Origin of the sequence: Halostagnicola sp. A-GB9-2 (genome assembly GCF_030068615.1) — an archaeon.
Classification (GTDB): domain Archaea; phylum Halobacteriota; class Halobacteria; order Halobacteriales; family Natrialbaceae; genus Halostagnicola.
In genome coordinates this window covers 251515-276405 of record NZ_JASJOC010000004.1, presented here as the reverse complement: position 1 = coordinate 276405, position 24891 = coordinate 251515, and the positions used below count along the sequence as shown (strand labels likewise).

At 62.3% G+C, this 24891-nt stretch carries 24 protein-coding genes; 17 read left to right on the top strand and 7 right to left on the bottom strand.

Annotated elements, in window-relative coordinates; genetic code table 11:
• Nucleotides 1-12 precede the first annotated feature (12 nt).
• Nucleotides 13-432, bottom strand: coding sequence for a transcriptional regulator (locus QNM96_RS12460; RefSeq protein ID WP_283836714.1), 420 nt, complete (start codon nt 430-432; stop codon nt 13-15).
• Nucleotides 416-739 (bottom strand): DUF6516 family protein, encoded by a 324-nt coding sequence (locus QNM96_RS12455; protein WP_283836713.1) that lies wholly within the window; start codon nt 737-739, stop codon nt 416-418. Before QNM96_RS12455 ends, QNM96_RS12460 begins: the two co-directional genes overlap by 17 nt.
• 268 nt (nt 740-1007) lie before the next feature.
• On the opposite strand from QNM96_RS12455, the gene hisI reads away from it, so the two are divergent.
• From hisI to QNM96_RS12435, 4 genes are all read left to right on the top strand, one after another.
• Nucleotides 1008-1376 carry a phosphoribosyl-AMP cyclohydrolase gene (hisI, locus tag QNM96_RS12450; RefSeq protein WP_283836712.1) on the top strand — a complete coding sequence of 123 codons (369 nt, stop codon included), beginning with the start codon at nt 1008-1010 and terminating at the stop codon, nt 1374-1376.
• Nucleotides 1377-1421: 45 nt separating this feature from the next.
• A complete protein-coding gene (locus tag QNM96_RS12445) occupies nt 1422-2573 on the top strand; it encodes a hypothetical protein (protein ID WP_283836711.1) in 1152 nt (383 codons plus the stop codon).
• A 391-nt stretch (nt 2574-2964) separates the two neighbouring features.
• Nucleotides 2965-3369, top strand: a complete 405-nt coding sequence (locus QNM96_RS12440) for a universal stress protein (RefSeq protein ID WP_283836710.1) — start codon at nt 2965-2967, stop codon at nt 3367-3369.
• A gap of 160 nt (nt 3370-3529) precedes the next feature.
• Nucleotides 3530-4024: an HPP family protein gene (locus tag QNM96_RS12435; RefSeq protein ID WP_283836709.1), complete on the top strand. Its 495-nt coding sequence runs from the start codon at nt 3530-3532 to the stop codon at nt 4022-4024.
• 35 nt (nt 4025-4059) lie between these two features.
• On the opposite strand, the gene glmM is transcribed toward QNM96_RS12435, so the two are convergent.
• On the bottom strand, nt 4060-5424 hold the full coding sequence (glmM, locus tag QNM96_RS12430) for a phosphoglucosamine mutase (RefSeq protein ID WP_283836708.1): 1365 nt from the start codon (nt 5422-5424) through the stop codon (nt 4060-4062).
• Nucleotides 5425-5604: 180 nt separating this feature from the next.
• On the opposite strand from glmM, the gene QNM96_RS12425 reads away from it, so the two are divergent.
• The 4 genes from QNM96_RS12425 (at nt 5605) to QNM96_RS12410 (ending at nt 9315) form a co-directional block, all read left to right on the top strand.
• Nucleotides 5605-6495 carry a hypothetical protein gene (locus tag QNM96_RS12425; protein WP_283836707.1) on the top strand — a complete coding sequence of 297 codons (891 nt, stop codon included), beginning with the start codon at nt 5605-5607 and terminating at the stop codon, nt 6493-6495.
• A 76-nt stretch (nt 6496-6571) separates the two neighbouring features.
• Nucleotides 6572-7108, top strand: a complete 537-nt coding sequence (locus tag QNM96_RS12420; RefSeq protein WP_283836706.1) for a hypothetical protein — start codon at nt 6572-6574, stop codon at nt 7106-7108.
• A gap of 136 nt (nt 7109-7244) precedes the next feature.
• Complete coding sequence (locus tag QNM96_RS12415) at nt 7245-8093, top strand: ribose-phosphate diphosphokinase (RefSeq protein ID WP_283836705.1); 849 nt, start codon at nt 7245-7247, stop codon at nt 8091-8093.
• A 118-nt stretch (nt 8094-8211) separates the two neighbouring features.
• Nucleotides 8212-9315 carry a hypothetical protein gene (locus QNM96_RS12410; protein WP_283836704.1) on the top strand — a complete coding sequence of 368 codons (1104 nt, stop codon included), beginning with the start codon at nt 8212-8214 and terminating at the stop codon, nt 9313-9315.
• 138 nt (nt 9316-9453) lie between these two features.
• Here QNM96_RS12410 and ileS read toward each other — a convergent pair whose 3' ends face one another.
• Nucleotides 9454-12711, bottom strand: coding sequence for an isoleucine--tRNA ligase (gene ileS / locus QNM96_RS12405; RefSeq protein ID WP_283836703.1), 3258 nt, complete (start codon nt 12709-12711; stop codon nt 9454-9456).
• A 105-nt stretch (nt 12712-12816) separates the two neighbouring features.
• Nucleotides 12817-13044 (bottom strand): hypothetical protein, encoded by a 228-nt coding sequence (locus tag QNM96_RS12400; RefSeq protein WP_283836702.1) that lies wholly within the window; start codon nt 13042-13044, stop codon nt 12817-12819.
• A 112-nt stretch (nt 13045-13156) separates the two neighbouring features.
• On the opposite strand from QNM96_RS12400, the gene QNM96_RS12395 reads away from it, so the two are divergent.
• The 5 genes from QNM96_RS12395 to QNM96_RS12375 all read left to right on the top strand — a co-directional run bounded on the left by QNM96_RS12395 (nt 13157) and on the right by QNM96_RS12375 (nt 16584).
• Nucleotides 13157-13846 (top strand): uracil-DNA glycosylase family protein, encoded by a 690-nt coding sequence (locus QNM96_RS12395; protein ID WP_283836701.1) that lies wholly within the window; start codon nt 13157-13159, stop codon nt 13844-13846.
• 65 nt (nt 13847-13911) lie between these two features.
• Nucleotides 13912-14331, top strand: coding sequence for an HIT family protein (locus QNM96_RS12390; protein WP_283836700.1), 420 nt, complete (start codon nt 13912-13914; stop codon nt 14329-14331).
• 162 nt (nt 14332-14493) lie between these two features.
• Nucleotides 14494-15462, top strand: coding sequence for an ABC transporter ATP-binding protein (locus QNM96_RS12385; protein ID WP_283836699.1), 969 nt, complete (start codon nt 14494-14496; stop codon nt 15460-15462).
• A complete protein-coding gene (locus QNM96_RS12380) occupies nt 15455-16246 on the top strand; it encodes an ABC transporter permease subunit (protein ID WP_283836698.1) in 792 nt (263 codons plus the stop codon). The genes QNM96_RS12385 and QNM96_RS12380 overlap by 8 nt, the downstream gene beginning before the upstream one ends.
• Before the next feature lie 95 nt (nt 16247-16341).
• Complete coding sequence (locus QNM96_RS12375) at nt 16342-16584, top strand: hypothetical protein (protein WP_283836697.1); 243 nt, start codon at nt 16342-16344, stop codon at nt 16582-16584.
• A gap of 72 nt (nt 16585-16656) precedes the next feature.
• On the opposite strand, the gene QNM96_RS12370 is transcribed toward QNM96_RS12375, so the two are convergent.
• Both QNM96_RS12370 and QNM96_RS12365 read right to left on the bottom strand, forming a co-directional pair.
• Nucleotides 16657-17757, bottom strand: a complete 1101-nt coding sequence (locus QNM96_RS12370) for an A24 family peptidase C-terminal domain-containing protein (RefSeq protein ID WP_283836955.1) — start codon at nt 17755-17757, stop codon at nt 16657-16659.
• Between the two features lie 516 nt (nt 17758-18273).
• The gene (locus QNM96_RS12365) at nt 18274-19035 is read right to left on the bottom strand and encodes an IclR family transcriptional regulator (RefSeq protein WP_283836696.1); all 762 of its coding nucleotides are present in this window, start codon (nt 19033-19035) and stop codon (nt 18274-18276) included.
• 449 nt (nt 19036-19484) lie between these two features.
• Here QNM96_RS12365 and QNM96_RS12360 point away from each other — a divergent pair, with 449 nt between their 5' ends.
• From QNM96_RS12360 to QNM96_RS12345, 4 genes are read left to right on the top strand one after another with little or no spacing between them, the layout of a single operon-like run.
• Nucleotides 19485-21449: a 3-hydroxyacyl-CoA dehydrogenase/enoyl-CoA hydratase family protein gene (locus tag QNM96_RS12360; RefSeq protein ID WP_283836695.1), complete on the top strand. Its 1965-nt coding sequence runs from the start codon at nt 19485-19487 to the stop codon at nt 21447-21449.
• 3 nt (nt 21450-21452) lie between these two features.
• The gene (locus QNM96_RS12355; RefSeq protein WP_283836694.1) at nt 21453-22643 is read left to right on the top strand and encodes a beta-ketoacyl synthase N-terminal-like domain-containing protein; all 1191 of its coding nucleotides are present in this window, start codon (nt 21453-21455) and stop codon (nt 22641-22643) included.
• Complete coding sequence (locus QNM96_RS12350; RefSeq protein WP_283836693.1) at nt 22640-23182, top strand: Zn-ribbon domain-containing OB-fold protein; 543 nt, start codon at nt 22640-22642, stop codon at nt 23180-23182. Before QNM96_RS12355 ends, QNM96_RS12350 begins: the two co-directional genes overlap by 4 nt.
• A complete protein-coding gene (locus QNM96_RS12345; protein WP_283836692.1) occupies nt 23179-24855 on the top strand; it encodes a long-chain-fatty-acid--CoA ligase in 1677 nt (558 codons plus the stop codon). The genes QNM96_RS12350 and QNM96_RS12345 overlap by 4 nt, the downstream gene beginning before the upstream one ends.
• Nucleotides 24856-24891 lie beyond the last annotated feature (36 nt).

Below are 24891 nucleotides of genomic sequence, written 5' to 3'. Positions count from 1 at the left end.
TTACTGCAGTACTCAGACGTCGGCAGCATCTCGATTTGCGTTTGTGCCGTGTGCGAGTGGCAGATCTACCGCAATCGTGTCGTACCAGACCGTCGGCTTCTTGGCTCTGCCGTCTTTCTCGAACTCGATTAGACGCAACTCCTCGAGTTCTTCCAAGTTCGTGTGGACCTGCCGAACGTCCCGATCGACGAGACGAGCCGCATCACGGATGCTTTTGGGATCGTGTTGAGCGATGGTCCGAAGTAACTCGAGGTTCTTCGGCCGAACTACCCGTGCCAAGTCATCCGGATCGCTGTACACGATCTCAAAGAACGGCTCTGGCTCATCGCCTCGGTCGAGCGCTCGAAGCGTCTCGAGCGCTCGCTGTTCATCGCCAGTTCTGAAACGGATATGTAACGTCCGATCGTCGTTCGTGTTACCAGTTTTCTCCATTGTCGATTACCTCCTGTTTGAAGCGTTTGTAGAGTGATTCGAGGTCGGTGAAGTCGACGTTTTCAACGTCGTCAGGGTCATCTGAGTTGTGTTTGTGGTGACGGCCGACGCCCGGATGGTCCGGGAAGTTATCGTACCGAAAGATCGTTTCGCCATCAGTGGTTCCGTACTGGAACGAGTATTTGATGCCTTCCGGATACCGGTCGGAGTTCGGAACAACCCACGCCTCGGCTTCGACGTAGGTCCCGTCGAACTCGAACTCACGCCCCATGACGTGTTTCGCGTCGGTATCGTCACCATCGCCCATCAACTGTTGTTACATGTCACAACACAATAAAGGTGCCGAGAAAGAGGGACTGCGCTAATACGGTTTGTAGTTCAGTGGTCCAACAGGGAAAACCCAGAACGGGATCGAAATCTGGATCGCTCGAGCGGCTCGTCGCCGTTTACGAAAAAATAACAGCTGCCATCGAGATTTGCTCGAGAACCGCTACCGGTCCAACCGAAACCCGTCCGTTCCCACAATCTCGAGCCCAGCAAAAGACCTATCGCCCCCGGCGGACTTCCACTCGAGTATGGACGACGGCATCGAGGTCGATTTTGGCGAGGACGGGCTGGTTCCGGCCGTAGCCCAGGACGCCGAGACGGGCGAGGTGTTGATGCTCGCGTACGTGTCTCCGGAGGCGCTCGAGCGGACGCGAGAGACGGGGGTGGCCCACTACTACTCGAGAAGCCGCGACGAGTTGTGGCAGAAGGGCAAGACAAGCGGCCACACCCAGCAGGTCGACGCCGTGCGGGTCGATTGTGACGCCGACACGTTGCTCTATCTGGTCGACCAGGAGGGCGGCGCGTGTCACACGGGCCATCGATCGTGTTTCTACCGCACGATCGAGGGCGAGAACGTCGGCGAGAAGGTGTTCGATCCGGATACCGTCTACGAATAATTCGGCCAACTAACTGAACGACGCGAACTTACTGGACCCAGACCAATGAGCGAATCCGTTCATCGCACGGCATCCGACGCACTCGAGGAGCTCGAGGCGGCCCGAGACCGGCTCGAGCGGGCACAACAACAGATCGAAACGAAAGGGGGCGACGGCGGTGAGGCGGTCGTGGACGCTGCCGAGGCCTACCGGGACGCGGTGGATCTCCTGGAGTCGTACGTCGATCGGGCGACGGGAACTGGCAAGGAGAACTTCAAGGCCTACGTCGAACTCGAGGGAAAGTTCGATTCGCTCGTGGAGGGGCTCTCGGACGATCTCAAGGGAAGGGAGGCCTTCGAGGCGTCCCTGGACGCAATCGACAAACGCCGACTGAGCGAGTCCGATTTCGAGAGGGCCGAAGCCGAACTCGAGCCGGCCAAGCAGTACGCGGAGTTGATCGACGAACGCCAAGCCGCTCGCGAGGCGGTAAGAGCCGCGAGGACGAACGCGAGCAAACGACTGCGAGAGATCGACGACGAACTCGCGGAAAACGAGCGGTTGCTCGAGCTTTCGAACGCCGATCTCGACGCGCCGGTCGAGCGACTCCGAGAGCCCATCGAAGGCTACAACGACGCGTTCCGCGAGGCCTTCGAAGCGTACCGAAGCGAGGCCTCCGCGCGGGAGATTTTCGCCTTCCTCGATCGGACGCGCTGGTACCCATTCGTCGGGTACGAGCAACCGCCCGCGGATCTCGAGTCCTACGTCGCCACCAATTCTGCAGGCGAGTACACGATCGACGAACTCCTCGAGTACGCGAACTACTCCCGGTCGAAGCTCTCTCACTACGTCGACGACGCGGACGAACTCAAACGACAGGTGGCGACACAGCAGACGTTCCTCGACGGGATCGACGCCGAGCCGTTGACCCTCGAGTGGCCACCCGGACCCGCGGGGGTCCTCCAGCGGCGGACGCGGGAGTATCGACCGTTCGTCGACCGGATCGCCGACGAAGAGACGGTCGCGCTGTTGCGAGATGTCCGACTGTTCGCTCGCGATCCCGACTACGATCGCCTGCAGACGGCGGCCCAGGCGGTCGTTCAGCTCACCCCCGACGAACGCAGGCGACTGGCGGACGGACGGGTTGCGGACGAACTCGAGGCCCTTCGAGAAGAGCGCGAACAGTTGCGAAATGCCCTCGAGGTCGACGATCCGGTGTAGCTCACTACCGTTGTTCGGCTACTGCCGTATGACATTCCGTACGTGATGCTCGTGTTCAGGTGAAAGTTCAGTTTATTGGGCACTCTCGAGATGAGAGTTCACAACTGCGTTCTGCCGTGGCCCCATATTTCGGGAGGGGTATCGTGAATGTAGTCGGTCCACCGACGGACGGCCTCGAGTCGCTCTCGAGTAATTCGACCATGTTTCGCCGCCAGTTGCCCACATTTCTGTGAGTCGGTAATACGTATCGAGAACGTATAGTTCGGGAACCCAACGTTCGAGTTCCGACTCCTAAGCGTTTCTCCGAAAAGTGCGTCGGGATGTGCCACGTCTTCGAGGCGAAGCTGCAAACTCCGGAGAATTTTCCCGGGTCGGGCACGAACATCGTGGTATGACACATCATCTCTTGGCCCCCGTCGACGACTCCGATCCCGCACGCGCGGCCCTCGAGTACGCCCTCGAGCACTTTCCCGACGCGGAGATCACCGTCCTTCACGCGGTCGACGACCTCGCGGCCGGCTACGCCGGTCAACCGCCCGCGATCGCGGGAACCGATGCCGAACCAGAGGTGTTCGACGAAGCGAAGCGACTCGCCGCAGAGTACGACGCTGATCTCGAGACGGCGGTCGTCGATGGAACGGCCGGCGACGCCATCCTCGAGTACGCCGAGGAGGAAAGCGTCGACGGCATCATCATGGGAAGCAAGGGCCGGTCGGGCGTCTCGAGAGTGTTGCTCGGCAGCATCGCAGAACAGGTGACTCGACGGGCGACGGTTCCGGTGACGGTCGTTCCATGATCGCGGTCCGCACGATCGCCGATGACGGCGCGGGCCTTCCCTGAGGACGACGCTTCGCCTCACTCTCCGCCCCGATCGACACTCGCTCTCCGCTCCGATCGGCGCTCGAGACGGCCGAAACCGGTCACGTTTGTACCTCGAGTCCGAACGCTCGAGCAGGATGGACGACCAGCTCGGGAGCACGCTCCACACCGGACTCCTCATCATGACCACAGCGGGGATGGCGTGGCTGTCGGGGTTCCCGATGTTGTTTCCGAGTCTCGGTCCAACGGCGTTCGTGCTGGCACTGTTCCAGAAGAGCGACGCGACCTCGCCGCGGCGCGTGATCGGCGGCCACGTCATCGGCGTCGTTGCCGGGCTCCTCGCTTACCACCTGCTCGCCGGCGGAATCACGATGGCGGGGACGACGGAACCGGGGTCGATAGAAGGCCTCCGCCTCGCAGCAAGCGGCGTGTTCGCGACGACGCTCACCGCGGGCGGAATGCTGGCGACGGATACCCGTCATCCCCCGGCCTGTGCGACCACGTTGATCGTCTCACTCGGACTCCTTACGACGGTCCTCGAGGGCGCGTTAATCGTCCTCACCGTCATCGTTCTCGTGCTCGCCCATCAGCTGTTGCTCGCGACCGAACGGTGGGGCGCACGACACGTCTGAAAGAAAAAGCTGGTCGAAAGATAGCAGGTCCGCAGTCAGGCCTCGTCCTTCGCCTCGATTAACGCCCGATACATGTCGTCCACGAGTTCGTCGGCGCGACTCGAGTCGCGAGCTTCCGCGTAGATTCGAACGAGGGGTTCGGTTCCCGACGGTCGGGCGAGCACCCAGGCGTCGCCGTGATCGAGTCGGTAGCCGTCGCGCGTGTTGAGTTCCGCCTCGGAGGTTTTGGCCTGGTTCGCCGCAGCGTCGATCATCGCGTCGCGCTCGGCGGTCGAGTCGTACTCGACGTTCCGTCGAACGTTCGCGTAGCCGCCGTACGGTTCGACGAGGTCGCTCACCGACTGGTCGGCGACAAGCTCGAGGAACCGGGCGGCGGTAAAGGCCCCGTCTCGCGAGAGGCGGAATCCGGGGAAGAAGATGCCGCCGTTGCCCTCGCCGGCGACTGGGACGCGGCGGTCGTTGGCCTCGAGTTCCTCTATCCTCGTGATGATGTTCGTCGAGCCGATGGGTGTGAGTTCGATGGATGCACCGGCGTCGTTGACCACGTCGACCAGTCGCTGGGAGACGTTAACCGCGGAGACGGTCGTATCGCCGGGCTCGAGTTCGGCCGCGGCGAGTGCGGCCAGCGTCGCGTCGCCCTCGATGTACTCGCCGGTTTCGTCGAAGAAGATGGCGCGGTCGGCGTCGCCGTCGTGGGCGATTCCGATATCGGCGTCGGTCGCGCGAACGAGCCGGCCGAGATCCTCGAGGTTGTCGGGAACGGGCTCGGGGTCGCGACCGGGGAAGTGGCCGTCTGCCTGGCTGTTGACGGTGACGACTCGACAGCCGAGCTCGCGGAAGAACTCGGGGCTGACGAGCGCACCCGCACCGTGGCCTGGGTCGAGGGCGACGGTCAGGTCGGCGTCGGCGATCCGCTCTCGGTCGACGGTCGCAAGCAGTTCGTCGATATAGTCCCGCCGGACGCCGTCGACGTCACGGCTTCGTCCGGTTTCGTCCCACGCGGCGACCTCGAACGACTCTGCGAGCAGCGCTTCCTCGATTCGCTCTAAGTCGTCGATCGCCAGTTCGACGCCGTCGCTCCCGACGAGTTTGACGCCGTTGTACTGGGGCGGATTGTGCGAAGCCGTGATCACGATGGTCGGCACGCCCTCGCGTTCCGCGTAGAACTGCGCGCCCGGCGTCGGGAGGATGCCGAGTCGATCGACGTCCGTTCCCGTGCTCACGATTCCGCTGGCCGCCGCATCGGCGAGCATCCGGCCGGTGTGGCGCGTATCTCGAGCGATCGCGATGCGGTCGACGTCCCAGGCTGTCCCCGCAGCCTTTGCGACGCGCAGGACGAATTCCGGCGTCAGTTCCTCGTTGGCGACGCCGCGAGTTCCACTCGATCCGAACACTTTCATTGGGAACTAGTCTGGACGGACACCTCAAAGGGGTTCCGGAGAACGCACACGTCCAGCGCTCGCTCGAAGGAGTACAGTAGTCGCAACCAATGGCGTCGCCGACATCCGATATCGTCCGCGAACCCGACAGCGTCGCCGCCAAGCAGAATGCTTTCGACGCCCCCGGCCGATGGCACGAGTATGACCACGATCGACGAAAAACGCGTCTACGGCGAGAGTGAGGGTGCGCTCAGCGCCTACGTCGGCAGTTCCATGGGTGTCGTCCGTGTGAAAGTCTCCGGAAGCGCCGTCGGCGAGTTCTCGCTCTGTCACCGAAGCGAGACTCGAGATGTCGCCGCCGGGCCCGGTTCAGTCGCGATCGCGACCGAAGAAGACGTGCTGGTGGCCGATCCGACCGATCCCGACTCGTTCGCGGAAATGGACTTCGGCCCCGCAGTAGGCGTGAGCTACCACGACGAAGCGCTATTGGCCGCCGGACCCGATGGTCGCATCGGCCGCCGACTCGAGGGAGACTGGGAAACGCTCGCCGAAACGCTAGAAGCCGACGTTCGAGCGATGGACGGAGACCTGTTGGGAACCGAGAACGGCGTCTACCGCGTTCACGACGGCGAACTCGACCACGCCGGGCTCACAGACGTCCGCGACGTCTCCGCGGCCGGCGTTCCGCTCGCGGCGACCGAAGCGGGGCTGTACAAACTCGGCAACGGCTGGATGGAGGTTCGATCTGAATCCTTCGACACGGTCGCGGCCGACCCGGTTAGCCCGCCGGGCGAACTCGAGCGAGCGCACGCGGTTTCCGAGGGCGTCGTCTACGAGCACTCGAGCGACAGGAGCGAAACGGCCGAATGGATTCGGGACGGCGAGTTGGGGTCCGGCGAGCAAACGGACGAAGATCGGCGCGCGAGCGGTGCGAACTCGAGCGATTCCGTCGTCGGCTTCGGCTACGGGGAAACCGTCTATGCGATCACGTCGGAGGGAACGTTTCTTGCGGCCGATACGGACGGCTGGCGACCGCACGTTCTCGGCGTAGCGGGCGTTACAGGGCTTGCGATCCCTGAACCACCGGCGTAATCCGATCCGGCGAGCGACGAGAGTATGACGGACGTCTGACGGGGGATTAATGTGACGGGATTCTCAGAAGACTCCAATGGCAGAGATAACACGGCGGCGCGTGCTGGCCGTCGCGGGTGCAACCACGATGGGTGCGGTTGCTGGGTGTACGAGTTCCGGTGAAGAAGACGAAAACGGCGGCGACGACGAAAGCGGTGGCAGTGAGGGCGACGGGACCGAAACCGAGAGCTCCGAAACCGGTGACCAGACCGGGACCGTCCTCGGCAATATTACGGTCGAAAACATGGACGACTCGAGTCACACCGTCGACGTCCTCGTCGAATTCGACGGCGAAATCGAAGACTGGACGAGCGAGAGCCTCGGATCGAGCGGCGATACCACGACGCTCGAACGAAACTGGCCGAGCGAGCCGGGACCGATCAGGATCGTCGCTCGAGTCGACGGCGACGAGTTCACCGAAGTGACGCCGGCAGACTGGAACGATCCGGACTGTTTCAACCTATACGTTAGCGTCAGAGACAGCGACGGCGTAACGATCGCGGCCGAAACGGACAGCGGCCCGTGTGGACCAGGCGATGGTGATATTGACGACGCGGAAGAAGCCGACGACTGATAGGGTCGTTGTAACTATTTACCGGTCATTCGCCATATCAGGGGTGACGAATGGCCGGAAATGACTGGCAACCCGACTCTATGAGGGCGCGTGGAAGAACGAAAACTGGTTTAGCCCGGGGGCAGTCTCACCGAGTATGATCGTCAGCGGATCCGCCTCACAGTCGCTCGGTGCCTCGCTCGCGAGAGTTCTCGAGGAGCCGCTCACGGCCGCCACCTACGACCGGTTTCCCGACGGCGAAACGCTCGCCGCGGTTCCGGATTTTGCCGGTGAGCGCGCTATCGTCGTCGCATCGACTATTTCGAACGACGCCCACATCGAACTCCTCCAGCTACAGGACGCCGTTCGCCAGGCGGGTGCCGAAGAAGTCGTCACGGTGCTCCCGTACATGGGCTACGGCCGCCAAGACGACGCCTTCGAGGAGGGACATCCGATCTCCGCTCGCGCGGTCGCCCGCGCCATCTCGACGGGTGCGGATCGCGTCCTGACCGTCAACCCCCACGAACGAGGCGTCTGCGAGTTTTTCGAACCGTCGGCGACGGCCGTCGACGCGGCCGGACGGCTCTCGGAACCGCTTCCGGACGCGCTCGAGGACCCCGTCTTTCTCTCGCCCGACGCCGGCGCGATCGACCTCGCCGAAACGGTCCGTGACGGCTACGGCGGCGGCGAAACCGATTACTTCGAAAAGACGCGCCACTCTGGAACTGACGTCGAAATCTCTCCGAGCGACGTCGACGTCGCCGGACGCGACGTCGTGGTGGCCGACGACATCATCGCGACGGGGTCGACGATGAGCGAGGCCGTCGCCGTCCTCGAGGAACGAGGCGTCGAGCGGGTGTTCATCACCTGCGTCCACCCGTTGTTAGCTCGCAACGCCTACACGAAGCTCTCTCGAGCGGGCGTCGAAGCGATTTACGGAACCGACACGGTCGAACGAACGGTCAGTTCGGTGTCGGTTGCGCCCGCGATTGCGAACGAACTATAGACCAGTCCGGTACTCAGCGTGGCGCCCCGCGCAGAATCGAGACGACGAACGGAGCGGAGTTTCTCGACGAGAAAACGCGATAGTAGGCTTATATGATAATCACGTCTCTTGTCAATCGATGTTATCGAAACGGTCGCTGCTTCGTCGCGCCATCGCGGTCGCGGGCGGCGGACTCATCGCCAGCGGGACGGCCGGTGCCGCGCCGATCGGCGGGTCGTCGTCGACGGCTCAGCGACACCGGCAGAACGGATACGATGCCAGCGCAGTCGTCGACGCCGAAACGACGGTAACTGCCAGCGTCGAACGTCCGGTATTGAACGTCGTCGGACTCCCCGGTCCGGTCGGGAACGCGCTCACCGATATCCGACAGCAGTACTCGTCAGTCTCGCTCGAGGATATCCAGCGCGTGAGCGCGAGCGCCGCAATCGACGGCGAAACGATAACCGGCGGCTGTGCCATCGCAACCGGTTCGTTCGACAGCCAAGCGATCGGGGCACAAGCGCGAGAGCACGGGCTAACCGACGTCGAGTCGACCGATGACGAACATCGAATGGAGGCGGGTCCCCATCAGCAGAGAGCGACGGGAACCGGCTCGAGTCGCTCCATCACGCCCACAACTCGAGAACCCGAAACGGTCGATCGGTTCGCCGCCGCGGACTCGCCGTACGCCATCGGCGTCGACGACTCCACGCTCTACGTCGGCTACGATCACGGAGAGACCGACGCGCGGACACACGTTGATACGGCCCTCGAGATGAACGCCGACCGTCAGTCACGACCGACTCAGAGCGGGACGGTCGCGGGTGCGAACTACGGTTCGCTCCCGTCGCTGCTCTCCGGTCACGCGGTCGCATACGCGTCGCTGGGCTCGGATACGCGTCGCTCGCTCTGCAGTCGGCTGACCGACGCGCCGGATGCGTTCAAATCCGCAATTCGGGCTGCCAGCGCCGCCGGTGTTGCCCTCCAAGCAGGATCCGACCGAAGCCGTCTCCGATACGGCATCGTCGCCGATCCGAATCGAGTCAGCGCAGAGACCGTTCGTAACATCGTTACCGAGGCGACAACCGGTTCACAGTCGCTCGAGAGCGACGGAATCTACCGCAGCGGCAACACCATCGTCTTCGACGCGACTGTCGAGACGGACGCGCTGTGGGCGTCTCACGGACAGTTCCTCGGAATCGAGGACACAGACAATCGACAAGAATCGACACACGTGCTGTAACTACGTCGAGTAGACAGCCGTCGAACCAACCTCCTTGCATCTTCTAACTCCCACTGAGCGACGGGTTCTCGAGAAGACGACACTCGAAAAGGCTCGATCGACCGCACCGTCCTCGAGTGGGAGCCGAAAACGATCGCCTCAGTCGGACGCCTCAGCGGCCGCCAGCGGATCGATCGCGATTTCGACCGCCACGCCTTCGACCTCCCACTCCTTTCGGTGACCGTCCTCGAGCGAGCCGAGTTCGTCGGCGCGAACCTCCTCGCGGATCAGGTCCTCGTGGTCTGCGACGAGATCGGCGACGCGGTCGTCTTCGACCTCGAACTCGAGTGCGATCCGCTCCTCGACGTCGAGGTCGAGTTCCTTTCGCATCTCCTGGACTCGGCGGATGACCTCTCGAGCGTAACCCTCGCTCTCGATGTCCTCGGTGAGCGAGGCGTCGACGTAGACGACACCGCGGTCGTCGCCGTCGGTTCCGAAGGCCGTTCCGGCGACATCCTCGGGCGTTTCGGTGACGAACGAGACCATCGACGCTTCGAGACCTTCGTCGTCTTCAAGCACGTCGTCGACCGCTGCTTCGAGCGCCTCGAGATCGGGCTCCTCGATGTTGGCCTCGTTGAGGGCGTTCATGACTTCGCCGGCCCGACCACCGAAGGCGGGGCCGAGTTCGCTCATGTCCGCCTCGGCGCTGTAGGCGAGTTCGCCCCACTGTTCGCCGGGGGAAACGACCTGCACCTCGCGGGCATTGAGTCGATCCGCGAGCAGGTCGGTGTGACGGGTTACGGCTTCGACAACGCGGTCGTCGTCGGCCGCGACCACGACTCGCGCGATCGGCCAGCGGAGCTTGCGGCCGGCCTGCTGGCGGGCGTTCGCGCCCGCCTCCTCGATGCCACGGAGGAGCGCCACGTCGGTCTCGAGTTCTGGATCTTCCCAGGTTTCCTCGACCGCGGGCCAGTCGCACATGTGGACGGTGTCATGTTCGTCCTCGCCGGTGAGCGTGCCGTAAATCTCCTCGGAGATGAACGGTGCGTAGGGTGCGAGCAAGGCGACCGTTTCCCGAAGGACCCGGTAAATTGTCGCGTAGGCGGCTTCCTTGGAGGCGCTGTCGTCTTCCTCCCACATTCGTTCGCGGACGGCCTGAATGTAGAATCGAGAGACATCGTCGACGACGAACTCCAGCAGCGCATCGAGTGCGCGGTCCTGACGGACGTCTTCGAACGCCTCGGTCATCTCGGCCTTGGTCGACTGAAGACGGGCGAGGATCCACTCGTCGACTAACTCGAGGTCGTCCTCGAGGGCCTCGAGGCTGGACTCGTTCGGATCGAAGCCGTCCAGACGCATGTACGGAAGCGGGAATCGGAACACGTTCCAGAGGGTCCGGAGCTGGTTTTCCAGCGTCGCCATCTCGTCCCACGAAAAGCGCATGTCCTCGCCCTGCGGGTTCGCCGAGAGCAAGAACAGCCGCATTGCGTCCGAACCGTGGCGCTCGATCGCTTCGTCGGGTTCGACGACGTTGCCGACCGATTTGGACATCTTGCGGCCGTCCTCGTCCAACGCGTGGCCGTGCATGAGAACCTCGTCGTACGGCACCTCACCCATCGCGGCCGTCCCCATCCCGAGCTGGGACCAGAACCAGCCGCGGGTCTGGTCGTGGGCTTCGAGGATGAAGTCAGCTGGCCAGAGCTCGTCGAAGCGCTCCTCCTCGGAGGGGTAGTTCAGCGTGCCCCACGAGGCGACCGAAGAGTCGAGCCAGACGTCGAAGACGTCGGGAACGCGGGTGTAGGTCGTCCCGTCCTCGGTGATCGTCAGATCGTCGACGGTGTCTTTGTGCAGATCGACGGAATCGGCGTCGATGTCCTGATCGACGCGTTCTGCGAGTTCCGCTCGGTCGCTAACGACGATCATATCCTCGTCGTCATCGCGTCCTTCGGGCGTCCAAACAGGGAGCGGAATCCCCCAGTAGCGCTGGCGGGAGACGTTCCAGTCCGGTGCGTCCTCGACGAAGTCCCGGAACCGATTGTCTCGAGCCCAGTCTGGGTGCCACTCGCTGTCCTCGACGTTCTCGAGAAGCTCGTCCTTGACGTCGGTGATCGTGATGAACCACTGGTCGGTGACGATCTGGAGGATCCCCGTGTCGCAGCGCCAACAGTGGCCGTAGCTGTGGTGAACGTGTCCTGACGATAGCATCGCGTCGTTGTCCTCGAGGTCGGCGATGATCTCCTCGTCGGCGTCCTTGACGAACTGACCTTCGTACGTACCAGCTTCCTCGGTGTAAACGCCGTCGCCCCCGACGGGACAGAAGATCGGGAAGCCCAGCTCGGTTCCGCGGTCGAAGTCCTCCTCACCGTGGCCGGGTGCAGAGTGGACGAGCCCGGTGCCGTCGCCATGGGTATCGACGTAGTCGCCGGCGTAGACCTCGAGGGTTCCCTCGGCGTCGACGTGGTCGGGCACTTCCTCCTCGAGCGGGTGCTCGTAGGACCAGCCGATTAGCTCCTCGCCGGTCAGTTCCTCGACGACTTCGTAGTCCTCGTAGCGGCCCTCCTTGAGGACCTCCTCGTGTTTGGCTTCGGCGAGGTAGAGAAGTTCCCCGTCTTGCGGCGTATCGCCGCTCGACTCATCCGAGGCGCTTTGCGCCTCGCGCTCACCGTCTTTCCAGGCCCGAACACCGACGTAGTCGCCCTCCTCGTCGACGGCGACGAAGGTGTTCGCCGGGATGGTCCACGGCGTCGTCGTCCAGATGACGATCGACCCATCTCGATTCTGAAGGTCGAACTTCACGTAGATCGAGGGATCTTCGACGTCCTCGTACTCGACTTCGTTGTTCGCGATGGCGGTTTCACAGCGTGGACACTGCGAGATCGATCGGTGGCCCTTCTCGACGAGGCCACGATCTGCGGCCTTCGAGAAGCCCCACCAGGCGGCCTCCATGTACTCCGGCGAGAGTGTCTTGTAGGGGTCGTCCCAGTCCATCCAAACGCCGAAGGACTTGAAGTCGCTCTGGAGTCCCTCGAGTTGCTCCTCGGCGTACTCCTTGCAGGCGTCGATGAAGTTCTCCTCGCCGAACTCCTCGATGTCTTTTTTGTTCTCGAACCCGAGGTTTTCCTCGACCTGGGTTTCGATCGGGAGTCCGTGCATGTCATAGCCCGGCCGGTCCGTCACGTCGTAGCCGCACATTCGAAGGTAGCGGATGTAGACGTCCTTCAGGGACTTGTTCCAGGTCGTTCCCATGTGGGCCGATCCGGAGGTGTACGGTGGGCCGTCGACGAAGAAGAACGATTCGCCGTCCGCGCGGTGCTCGACCGTCTGCTCGTAAGCGTCGACGTCGTTCCAGTACTCGAAGACCCGTTGCTCTACCGCCTCGGGGTCGTACTGGTCGTCGACCTCGCCGAACCTGCTCATGTGTGACGTAATTCGCTGGGGAAGTAAAGAGGAATCGATATTGCAAGTCGGGGACGGACGACCGCGAAGTGGATCGGCGGCACGAATCCTGCGAGGAAAGCCGGGTTAGTATTGCATCAGACGCGCGAGCAGTTTCTGGTATCCGAGCCCGTAGACGCCCGCGTATAACATGACGCCGCCGAGCGCGGCCAGCCACACGGCGACCATCGTTTCACCGGACCCGAGGTGCTGGATACTCGCGTACTCGGTCACGATTCCCGCCGCGGTAAGGGCGATCGCGGCGACCGTGTAGACTAGTAGCGAAAGGATCTCGATCAGCAGTTCCGCTCTCATAGCTTCCGTAAGTCACTCGGCGATTGTAAACTTGTCCCCTCGAGCACTCGAGTAACGGACCGAGAGGGGCGAATCCGACAACGCTGAGTCGCTGGATAACGAACCGTCGACTGTGCCCGAACCCGACGCCGACTCGAGTGAGAAATCCGGCGCGAGCGCGGAGGACGCCGCGGATCCGCAGTTCCCGGACACGAAAAACGTCCTCGAGCGCGACTGTACTCGCTGTCCCGCACTCGTCGACTCCCGAGAGTGCATCTCGTGGGGAACTGGCGACCTCGAGGCGGATATCGTCGTCAGCGGCGAAGCCCCCGGCCGCGGAACGCCGTCGGCGGACCGCTGGCGAGGCGGCAACTGGACGGGGAAGGCCTACACCTCGAGACACTCGGGCCGGCGCATTCGCTCGATGCTCGAGCGGATCGGCTACGGCGGGGAATCCTATTACACGAACGCCGTCAAGTGCTTTCCCGCGGATTCGGACGATCCGACGACCAACCGGGAGCCGAGCGACGAGGAACGGGAGAACTGCCGCACCCACCTGCTGACCGAACTCGAGACGATCGGCCCCGAAGTCGTCCTCGCGACCGGAAAACACGCGACGACGACGGTCCTCGAGGCGGAGGGCAAGTCCATCGACGGCTTCCTCGAGACCGTCCTCGAGCCGGTTCACTGTGAGAGCCTTGGGGTCTGGCTCATTCCGATTCTGCACCCCTCGTATCAAGACGTTTGGATCGGGCGGCTGGGTTACGAACCAGAAGAGTATCTCGAGGCGATTCGAGAGACGCTCGAGGGAGTGCTCGAGTAACCAAAACAGGCTGGCTGTTAATTAGGCGAGTAACCTTCTTGGGTCGAGGCGACACACACTCGCGTATGGGTACGATCTTCAGCCAGATCATCGACGGCGACATTCCGGCACGAATCGTTTACGAAAACGAGACTACGATCGCCTTCCTCGACGCGAATCCCCTCGCGCCGGGACACACGCTCGTGATTCCCAAAGAGGAGTACGAACGACTCAACGACGTTCCCGACGATGTCGCGACCGACCTCTACGCGACGGTCCACCGGCTGGTTCCGGAGGTCGAAGCGAGCGTCGACGCCGACGCGAGCACCGTCGCGTTCAACAACGGGGAGGCGGCCGGTCAGGAAGTCCCCCACGTTCACTGCCACATCGTGCCGCGGTTCGAGGGCGACGGCGGCGGCCCGATCCACGCCGTCGCTGGCGATGCGCCCGATCTGTCGGACGACGAACTCGACGATATCGCCGAGGAGATCGACTCTCGAGTCTGAACTGTCGTCACCAACTCAGCTCGACTCGAGCGGAGAGATCCGTTTTCCCGCCAATTCCCGGATCGAGTCCGCCAACTAATTCCCGTATCGAGTTCGCCAACCAGTTCCCGGATCAGATAACGGCCAGCCGAATTTATCACCTGTGAGATGGAAACAGCCCACATGGGCACCATCGACGTCGACGGCCTGACGAAAGATTACGGCGAAGTACTCGGGGCCGACGACCTCACCTTCACCGTCGAGGAGGGCGAGATATTCGGGTTTTTGGGCCCGAACGGTGCTGGCAAGACCACGACGATCAGGCTCCTTCTCGGCCTGCTCGAGCCGACCGACGGGACCGCTCGGGTACTCGGTGCGGATGTTCGCGACGAGAGTGAGCTCATCGAGGCCAAACGTCGACTCGGTTACCTGCCGGCGGATCTCGGGTTCGACGAGAAGGCGACCGGAGAACGGGTTCTCGAGTACTTCGGCTCGGTTCAGGGCGACGGTCGGCGCGAGGAACTCCTCGAATTGTTCACGCCGCCGCTCGAGCGGGAGATTCGGGAGTACTCGAGCGGCAACAAGCAGATGCTCGGGCTCGTCCAGACGTTCATGCACGATCCTGACCTCGTCATCATGGACGAGCCGACGTCAGGACTCGATCCGCTGAAACAGGAGCGGCTGCTCGAGTTTCTTCGAGCCGAACGCGACCGCGGAACGACGATTTTCTTCTCCTCGCACGTCCTGAGCGAGGTTCGGCGCGTCTGCGATCGTGTCGGAATTCTCCGCGAGGGCAGACTCGTCGCCCTCGAGGACGTCGAGAGCCTGCTCGACCGCGGCGGGAAGCAGGTTCGACTTCGACTCGCCGAGCCCGAAAAGGAGTTCGGGCCGATCGACGGCGTGGCCGAACTCGAGACGACCGGCCGGTCGATCACCTTCACCTATACGGGCGAGTACAACGCCTTGCTCTCGCATCTGGCGAGCTACGACGTGGTCGACGTCGAAATCGACGAGCCGGCGCTCGAGACGATCTTCATGCACTACTACGGAGACGCGAACGAGGAAGTCGAGGCTCGAGCGGACGCCGAGACGGTCGACGACGAAACGAGGGAGCCGAGTGCGGAGCCGACGACGGAGGAGACGGATGCTTGAGATCGCCCGGTACGAAGCCGAGCGCCGGCTTCGAGGAACGGTCGCGCTCGCGGTCGGAATCGGCGTGCTCTCGTTGGCGTTCATCGGCTTTTTTCCCTCGTTCGCGGACGCCGACATCGACGAGCTCGTCGAGGCCTACCCGCCGGCAATGCAGGAGGCCTTCGGGATTCAAACCCTCGGGACGATCGAGGGCTTTCTCGCCGTCGAAATCTACCAGTTCATGTGGTTGCTCCTGCTCGGCCTCTACGTGGCTTACGCCGCGGCGAACTCGGTCGCCGAGGACGTCGAACGCGACCGGATGGACCTCGTCCTGTCGCTTCCGGTCTCTCGAGGCCGCGTCGTCCTCGAGACGTTCGCCGCCCTTGCTGTACCTGTTCTCGTGCTCAACGCCATCGTTCCGGTGGCCGTCTACGGCGGCGTCGTCGCCGTCGGCGAGTCGATTTCCGTCCAGGATCTGGCGATGGTCCACCTCCTCTCGATTCCCTATCTGCTCGCGTGTACTGCGATCGGACTCGTGCTCTCGGTGACGGTTTCTCGAGCGACCGTCGCGAATCGACTCGCCATCGCCGTCGTCTTCGTGCTCTTCCTGATCGAATCGATCACCGTGGGGACAGACGACTACGGGTGGATCGGGAACGGGAGCCCGACGCACTACTACGATCCGACCGAAATCCTCGTCGAGAGCACCTACGACCTGACCGGCGCGGCGATCCTGCTGATCGCGACCGCAGTACTCGTCCTCATCGCTCGAGCGCTGTTTTCGCGCGGGGATATCGGGGCGTGAATCCGTAGCGGGAACCCCGACCCGATCCAGCCCGGAGGTACTCGACCGAATCGAACTGCCGTGAGTGTTTTTACACTCGAGCGTGAGCCTCGAGTATGAGTCCGGCAAGCGGATTGAGCAGGTTGGCCGCGCTGGCGCGGGAACACCCCGTCGCGGCGGCACTCGAGGTGGCGACGCTGCTGGGGTGCGTGCTGTTGGTCGTCGGAACCTACGTCGCGATAGCGAGCGGGCCGCCGACCGGCACGGGAGAGTTGTGGCTCGGAATTATCATCGGCGGCGGGGCGATCGTTGTGCTCTGGACGGTTCTCGTGCCGCTGTACGAACGACTGCTCGCGTGAGCGGTGAGTAGCCTCTCCCCCAACACCTTCTCCGAAAATAGCGAATCGCATTACCAGTCCTCGGACCGGCTCTCAGACGAACAGACCGAACAGAAGATCGCCGTAAACCAGCGCGATTACCAGTCCGAGGAAGACCGGTACCAGAAACGGCGTTCCCGGCGAAATCCAGACCGTCCGTTCGTCCGTCAGGCTCTCGAGTCCCGACCGGAGCGACTCGGCAGACGTGCCGTAAGCCGCGTGATCGATGTCCTCGAGGAACGCCTCGGCACCCCACGGATCGTCGATCGTGGGCTCGGTTTCGGGGGCGGCCACCGACGTCCCGTCGATAGTTGACTGGTCCGACTCCTCGTCGAGATCTGCCTCTCCTGACTCCTCGTCGAGGCCCGCTCGTTCCGTCTCTTCATCGGCAACCGACGACTCGAGGGGCTCCCCGCCGTCGGTTCGAACCGCCGCGTCGACGGCACCGTCGGTTGGCTGGTTCGGTTCCTCGGGGAGCGAGTCGGGATCCCGATAGCGCTCGGGATCCGAGCGAAGCTCCTCGAGAGAGACGTTGCGCCAGCGGAGGTACATCCGAAGGGCATCTAGATCGAGTCCGCCGCGGTTGAGCACGCTCGGCGACTCGAGAAGCGTTCCGTGGGTTTCGGTCGCCCGATCCCACGAGATGGGCCATCCGAGGAACATCACCGGTGCGATTCGCCCGGCGAGGGCGTTTCGGGCGGCGAGTGCGAGCGGAATGGCGATGCCGATCAGCACGGCATTTGTGAGGATCGTAAAGGAGAACGTGCCGACTGGCGTCGTCGCCGTCGGAAACCCGACGGAACCGACGACGTACTGCGGGAAGGTCGGAAAGAGCAACGCAAGCGCCATCAGCGCCTTGGCGTCCGCCCCGCCGAAGCCGCCGAACCACCAGAACAGATACGCGAGTGGGACGACGAAGCCCAGACTCACAGTTACCGGTAGCAAGAATTCTTCGAACCAGACGGTCGAATCGGACGCGTTCCAGGCGAGCCACCCGTCCCAGACGAGCAAGAGCGCACCGAGCGTCGACAGCGGAATCCAGACGCCGCTCGAGACGCGCCGAGTTTTGATATCGCGATACGCGACCCACGCGAATACCGGAACGGCGATCAATCGAAGGAGATCGGGAACCGCCGTCAACGAAGCCGAACCTATCACACGACTCCCTCTCGAGCGAGGGAGCGTTATAGTTTCGGCCCAACAGAGATGTGGCCGAGTCAACCGGTGAGAACAGCAGACGATAGACGAGCGATCAGAGATGCTCCTGATCGAATTACCGGCTACAGATACCACCATTTATATTGTATACTAGAATACTTGTTATGACTGTAGTATGAAATATAAAAACGATTTGAAGGAAAGTAGCGTAATAACCGAGAGTAAACGGGGTATACAGTGATTTCATCGCTGTACTGGTTTCTCTTCTATGACAAACGGGCGGAGTCGAATGCTTACAGGGGCGGTGTGATCTAAGTGCGTAATAAGGTATTACGGACACAGTTTCGGACGTATTAGATTTTTATAAATATATTGAAGAGTTATCGAGTATCGGTTATTGGCGGGGGAATATTATATAAAATACATGCCCTATTTATACAGTTGTTTGTTGGTTGTTATATTGTCCACGCCACTCCCTCGGATTACTGCATGCGACTCACTCCATCGTTTCGCCTACTGACCGTACCGATACTTGATCCTGATCGTATCCGCCGACTCCTCCGCCTCCTGAAGGAGCGTCCGCTGGTAAGACTCGTTTTTCATTCGCCCGGTCGGCACTGCGATACCGATGCAGGCCTCTAACTCCCCCTCAACGATAATTGGGACGGCGAGCAACCCCATTCCGTTAACTTGCTGGTCCCAATCGACCGCGTATCCCTGCTCGCGGATGGTCTCGAGTTCGTCTAAAAGTGTCTCCCGATCCGTAATCGTGCGATCGGTCACCTGCGGGAGCCCACGCGTCTCGAGAAACTCCTCGAGGCGCTCGTCCGACATGTGTGCCAGGATGGTTTTTCCGGGCGCGTGGGAGTGTGTCGGAAGGGTCATGCCGGGATAGATTCCCAACTCGAGGGATTGATCCTCGAACTCCTCGTGGAGGATTACGGACCGACCCGCCTCTTCGATCACGAGCGTCACCAGTTCGCCAGTCGCCTCGGTGAGTCGCTTGAGCTCTAGCTTCGAAACCTGATAGATCCTACTTCGGTACTTGATCCGCGACCCCGTCGAGAGGAACTTGTAACTGAGAGAGTACTCGCCGTTCTGGTTGACGACGTAGCCGGTCGTCTCGAGCGTCCGGAGGTACACGTGCGCGGTGCTTTTTGGAATCTCCATTCGTGTCGCTATTTCGGACGGGCCTGCACCGTTGGTTTCCCAGAGGAGGTGGATGACCTCGAACACCCGTTGGACCGACGTGAGTGATGGAGTGGATTTAGTCACGGTATCAATTGGCACGTTGAGTCTGTTAAGTGGTTCGATTATATTAGACGAGGTGGATGAAAACGCACCATAAAGAGCCGTACAAACTGAGTAGTAAAGAAGTGTTGGCTCAACAACCACATAGCGTCCAAGCAAAGTAGACAGTGTGAAGATCGTCCGCCAACATCAATTACACACATAAGATTGTAATGGGATCGTACTCCGTCGTTTATTACATGATTTTTCCTGGATAACAACCATCGTCACGGGCTAAGCCAATGTATCCAACTATATTGGACAGTAGGGATCCCGGGTGACGGGCGTTCTCCTGACCGGCTGTCCGGACCGATACCGACAACGCTCGATAGCGGCAACTGACTGGCCGTTACCCGCCGGTAAACGACGGTAGCGGCGAATCACCGGCTATCGCTTCCAAAGATATATGAGAACCAAACACGCAGTTACCATTGATGACGATTGACACAGTGAGACGAGTCGCGGTTCTCGGCGCAGGAAGCATGGGTCACGGGATCGCAGAGGTCGCTGCGATCGGTGGCTACGACGTAACGATGCGCGATCTCGAGGAAGACCTCGTCGACGAGGGCTACGAAAATATCGAGTGGAGCGTCGAAAAGCTCGCGGAAAAGGGACGAATCGACGAATCCAGCGAAGACGTTCTCGAGCGAATCGAGACGACCACTGACCTTCCCGAGGCTGTCTCGGATGCGGACCTCGTAATCGAGGCCGTTCCCGAGCAGATGGAGATCAAGAGGGATACCTTCTCGACGGTCGATGAACACGCGCCCGATCACGCGATTCTAGCGTCGAACACCTCGAGTCTCTCGATTTCGGAGATCGCAATGGCGACCGACAGGCCGGAACAGGTCATCGGGCTTCACTTTTTCAACCCGCCGGTGAAGATGGATCTCGTCGAGGTAATCCGCGGCGAAGCAACGAGCGAGGAGTACGCCCAGGCCGGCTACGAGTGGGTCGAGTCGGTCGACAAGACCCCGATCCACGTTCGCAAGGACGTCCACGGCTTCGTCGTTAACACCGTCCTCGTCCCGTTCATGGAAGAGGCGGCCTGGATGCTCTCGAACGACGAGACGGACATTCAGACGGCCGACGCGACGATGGTCTACGAACGGGGCTATCCGATGGGGCCGTTCGAACTCAACGACTTCGGCGGCATCGACATCGGTTATCACTTCCGCGACGCTTCCGACCAGCCCGTTCCACCCGCAGTCGCGGAGAAAGTCGAGAACGAAAACCTCGGGAAAAAGACTGGCAAAGGGTTCTACGACTACGGCGACGGGGAGGCGTCGGACGCCGACGGCGTCGATTACGGCCCGAGCGACGCCGGCGACTTCGACGCGCTTCGAACCGAGGCAGTCATGATCAACAACGCGGCGTGGCTCATCGGAAACGACGTCGCGACGCCCGAGGAGATCGACACCGGGCTCCGCCTTGGCGGCAGTTTCCCCGAAGGGATGTGCCGCCGCGGCGACCGCGTCGGCCTTGACGCCGTCCTCGAGAAACTCGAGTCGCTCCACGAGGAATACGGCGCGGACCGTTACGAGCCGTCCGACTACCTCGTCGAACTCGTCGAGGAAGGCCACACCGGCGAAGACGCCGGCAAAGGGTTCTACGACTACCGAACGGACCCGCCATACCACTACCTCGACTGGGAACTCACCGACGACGGCGTCCTTGACGTGGCGCTCGACCGCCAGGAACGGCTGAACTCGATGTCCGAGGACATGTTCGCAGAGATCGACCGATTGCTGACCGACGTCGACGTCGACGAAGTCAGCTGCGTCGTCTTCTCCGGTGCCGGCGACCGGGCGTTCAGCTCCGGCGCGGATATCACCGGCTTCACCGCCGGCGAACCGGTCGACATCATGGACCCGGACGACGTGTTTACGACCGTCTACGAGTTCGACCGACCGACGGTCGCGAAGATCGACGGCTTCTGTCTCGGCGCGGGTATCGAACTCGCGCTCGCCTGTGACATCCGGATCGGAAAGGAAGGATCGACGATCGGTACGCCCGAGACGGATCTCGGCCTGATCCCCGGCGGCGGCGCGACTCAGCGCCTCGTTCGACTCGTCGGCGAGAACCGAGCGAAGGAGATGGTCTTCCGCGGCCTCAAGATCGGTGCGGAGGAGGCCGAAGAGTGGGGGATCTTGAACCACGCCGTCGCCGAGGACGAGTTCGAAGACGTTGTCGACGACGTCGTCTCGGATCTGGTCTCGGGGCCGCCGGTCGCGCTCAAGGCCGCGAAGCAGGTCATCAACGAAGGCCAGGAGACGAGCCTCGACGCGGGCCTGTCGATGGAAAAGCAGTCGTTCGCCCTGCTGACGACCACCGACGACATGCTCGAGGGCGTCACGGCGTTCAGGGAGAACCGCGATCCGGAGTTTACGGGTGAGTGATCGATGACACGCAACGTCGCGATCGTCGGCGGCGGGCAAACGTCGTGGGGTGACCGCGACGCTAGCTGGAAGGACCTCGCACAGGAGGGCGGCAAGGCGACGTTCGACGCCGTCCCAGATATCGGCCCCGAGGACATCGAGGGGCTGTTCGTCGGCGCGGTCCAGCCCGAACGGTTCGCGTTCCAGTCCCACGTCGCGCCGATGGTTGCGGAACTGCTCGGTATCGACGTGACGAAGATGATCGCACGCACGGAACTGGCCTGTGCGAGCGGCCAGGCCGCCCTGCGATACGCCTGGCTCGCCATCGCGGCCGGCCAGTTAGACGTCGCGCTCGTCCTCGGCGTCGAGAAGATGAACCTCGGCAAAGAGCAGATGCCCGAGATGCAGGCGTCGATGTCGAACGTCCTCGACAGGGAGTTCGACGGCGTCAACGGCCTCTCCGCACCGCCGTTTTTCGCCTGGTACGCCCAGCGACACATGCACGAGTACGGCACAACCCGCGAACAGCTCTCGCAGGTCGCCGCCAAGAACAAGTCCAACGCGGCGAAGACGGACTTCGCACAGTTCCAGCGGGAAATCGAACCCGAAGACGTCACCGAATCGCCCGAAATCGCACCGCCGCTTCACCTCTACGACTGCAGCGGCATTACGGACGGTGCCTCGGGCGTGATCGTGATGAGCGAGGAGAAGGCTCGAGAGGTAACCGATACACCGGCCTGGATCACCGGCAGCGGCCAGTCCTCGATGGCGGGCAACTCGATCAACAACCTACCATCCTACGACGGCTGGCCGCAGGCTCGAGAAGCCTCGCAGGAAGCCTACGATCAGGCCGGCATCGAGGACCCGCTGAAAGAAATCGATGTCGCGGAGGTCCACGATTGTTTCTCGATCAGCGAGATCATCGAGTACGAGGAACTCGGCTGGGTCGAACGCGGCGAAGGCGGCCAGTTCATCGAGGACGGTCGAAGCCATCTCGACGGCGATATCGCGGTCAACCCGCGCGGCGGCCTTCTGGGCTGTGGCCACCCGCTCGGGGCGACCGGCGTCTCGCAGGCCCTCGAGATCACGAATCAGTTCCAGGGCACCGTCTCGAGTGACCGACAGGTCGAGGACGCGACGACCGGACTCATCCACAACTTGAGCGGCAGTGCATCGGTTCACAGCGTCATGACGCTGGGGCGTGATCCACAATGACGGAGCAACCAGATTCCACCGATTCGACCGATCAGTCCGGCTCGAACGACGCGAACGGATCGGTCCCGAGAACAACCGTCTCGATCCCCTCGGAGATCGAGCTCCCCGACCTGCTCGATTTCTACGAACGACAGACGGCAGAACACACCCAGATCCACGAGTTCTACGAGAACCTCGACGAGGGCAGGCTGACGACCACGCGCTGTCTCGAGTGCGGGGAGACCCACTACCCGCCCCGGATCGTCTGTCCCGAGTGTATGAGCGACGACCTCGAGTACGTCGACCTGCCACACGAGGGCGAGCTATTCGCGTTCAGCGAGTCTCGCGGCGGCACGCCGCTTGGCTACCACGACACGTCGCCGTTCGTCGTCGCCATCGTCGATCTCGGCGAGGTCAAGCTCTCGGCGCGGATCGACGACGCTCGGTACGACGACCTCGAGATCGGCGATCCGGTCTCGCTGAAGATCGTCGACATCGACGACGGGACTGAACGGGAGCGGGTCTTTTATCGGTTCGAACCACGAGGTGAAGAACAATGAAAGATTACGAACTCACCCTGCAGGTCATGCTCGATCGGGCGGTCTCCCAGTTCGGCCACAAGGAGATCGTCTCTGAAGAAGCGGACGGCACGACACATCGCTACACCTACAGCGAGGCCGAAGAGCGGATCTGCCAGCTCGCGAACGGGCTCGACGAACTCGGCCTCGAGCTGGGGAGTCGAGCGTCGGTGATGGCGATCAATCACCACCGCCACTACGAACTCTACTTCGGGCTCTCCTGTAGCGGTCGGAGCATCCACATGACGAACCACATGCTCCCCGAAGAGCACATCGTGGAGATCATCAACGAGGCCGAAGACGAGGTCGTCTTCGTCGATCCCGAGTTCGTCGACACCGTCGAAGCCGTCGCGAATAAGTTAGAAACGGTCGAGGAGTACGTGATCCTCGACGACGAGGTTCCCGAAACCGACCTCGAGCCGGTCCGGTCCTACGAGGATCTGCTCGAGGGCCAAGACGCCGCCTACGAGTGGCCCGAAATCGACGAGGAACGCGAGGCCGGGATCTGCTACACGTCGGGAACGACGGGGCTCCCGAAGGGCGCGGCCTACACGCACCGCGGGCTCTACCTGCACACGCTCACCCACAGCCACGTGGACGTGTTCAAAATCAGCGAAAACGACGTCGTCATGCCCGTCGTCCCGATGTACCACGTCAACGGTTGGGGGCTCCCCTACACCGCGACGTTCTGTGGCTCGAAGCTCGTACTGCCGGGACCGAAGACCAGTTCCGAAGAGACGGCGGCGCTTATCGACCGCGAGAGCGTCACGGTCACCGCGGCGGTGCCGACCGTCTGGCGCGAGATGGCGAGTTTCTACGACGAGCGCGACGACGTAGAACTCGAGAGCCTCGACCGCGTTCTGACCGGCGGCAGTTCGCCGCCCGAGTGGCTCATGGAGAAGTTCGACAAGGAGATCGAAGCACCGATCCACCAGGGTTACGGGATGACGGAGGCGGCTCCCCACCTCGTGAACACGATGACGACCACCGAAGTCAGGGAGGAACTCGACGAAAGCGGGCAGTACCACCAGCAGATGAAACCTGGCATTCCCGCACCCGGCGTGCAGATCCGGCTTCGGGACCAGAACGGTGATCCCGTCCCTCACGACGGCGAGTCCTCCGGCGAGATTCAGGCCCGATCACCCTGGCTCATCGACGAGTACTTCAATCGGCCGGAGCAGACCGAGCAGTCGTTCACCGACGACGTCCCCGAGAGCGAAGCGACCGGGGAGTCGGACGGCGTGTCTTCCAGACGCTGGTTCAAGAGCGGCGACGTCGGCACCATCGACGAGTACGGCTACCTCGAGGTCGTCGACCGACTCGACGACATCATCAAGAGCGGCGGCGAGTGGATCTCCTCGATCGAACTCGAGAACGAACTGATGGCCCACGACGCGGTCGAGGAGGCGACCGTCATCAGCGTCGAACACGAGAAGTGGGACGAGCGACCGGTCGCCTACGTGGTTTCGAACACGGAAGACGTGACCGCCGGCGAACTCGAGGAGCACCTCCTCGAGCGGTATCCCAAGTGGTGGATGCCCGACAAGATCGTCTTCCGGGAGCAGATTCCGAAGACGACGACCGGGAAGTTCAACAAGAAGGTACTCCGTGATGACTTCGACGAGGAGTACGACGGGCTTCCGCTCGAGGAGTAGGAGCGCGTTTTTCCGTTTATCGACTCGAAGGGGCAG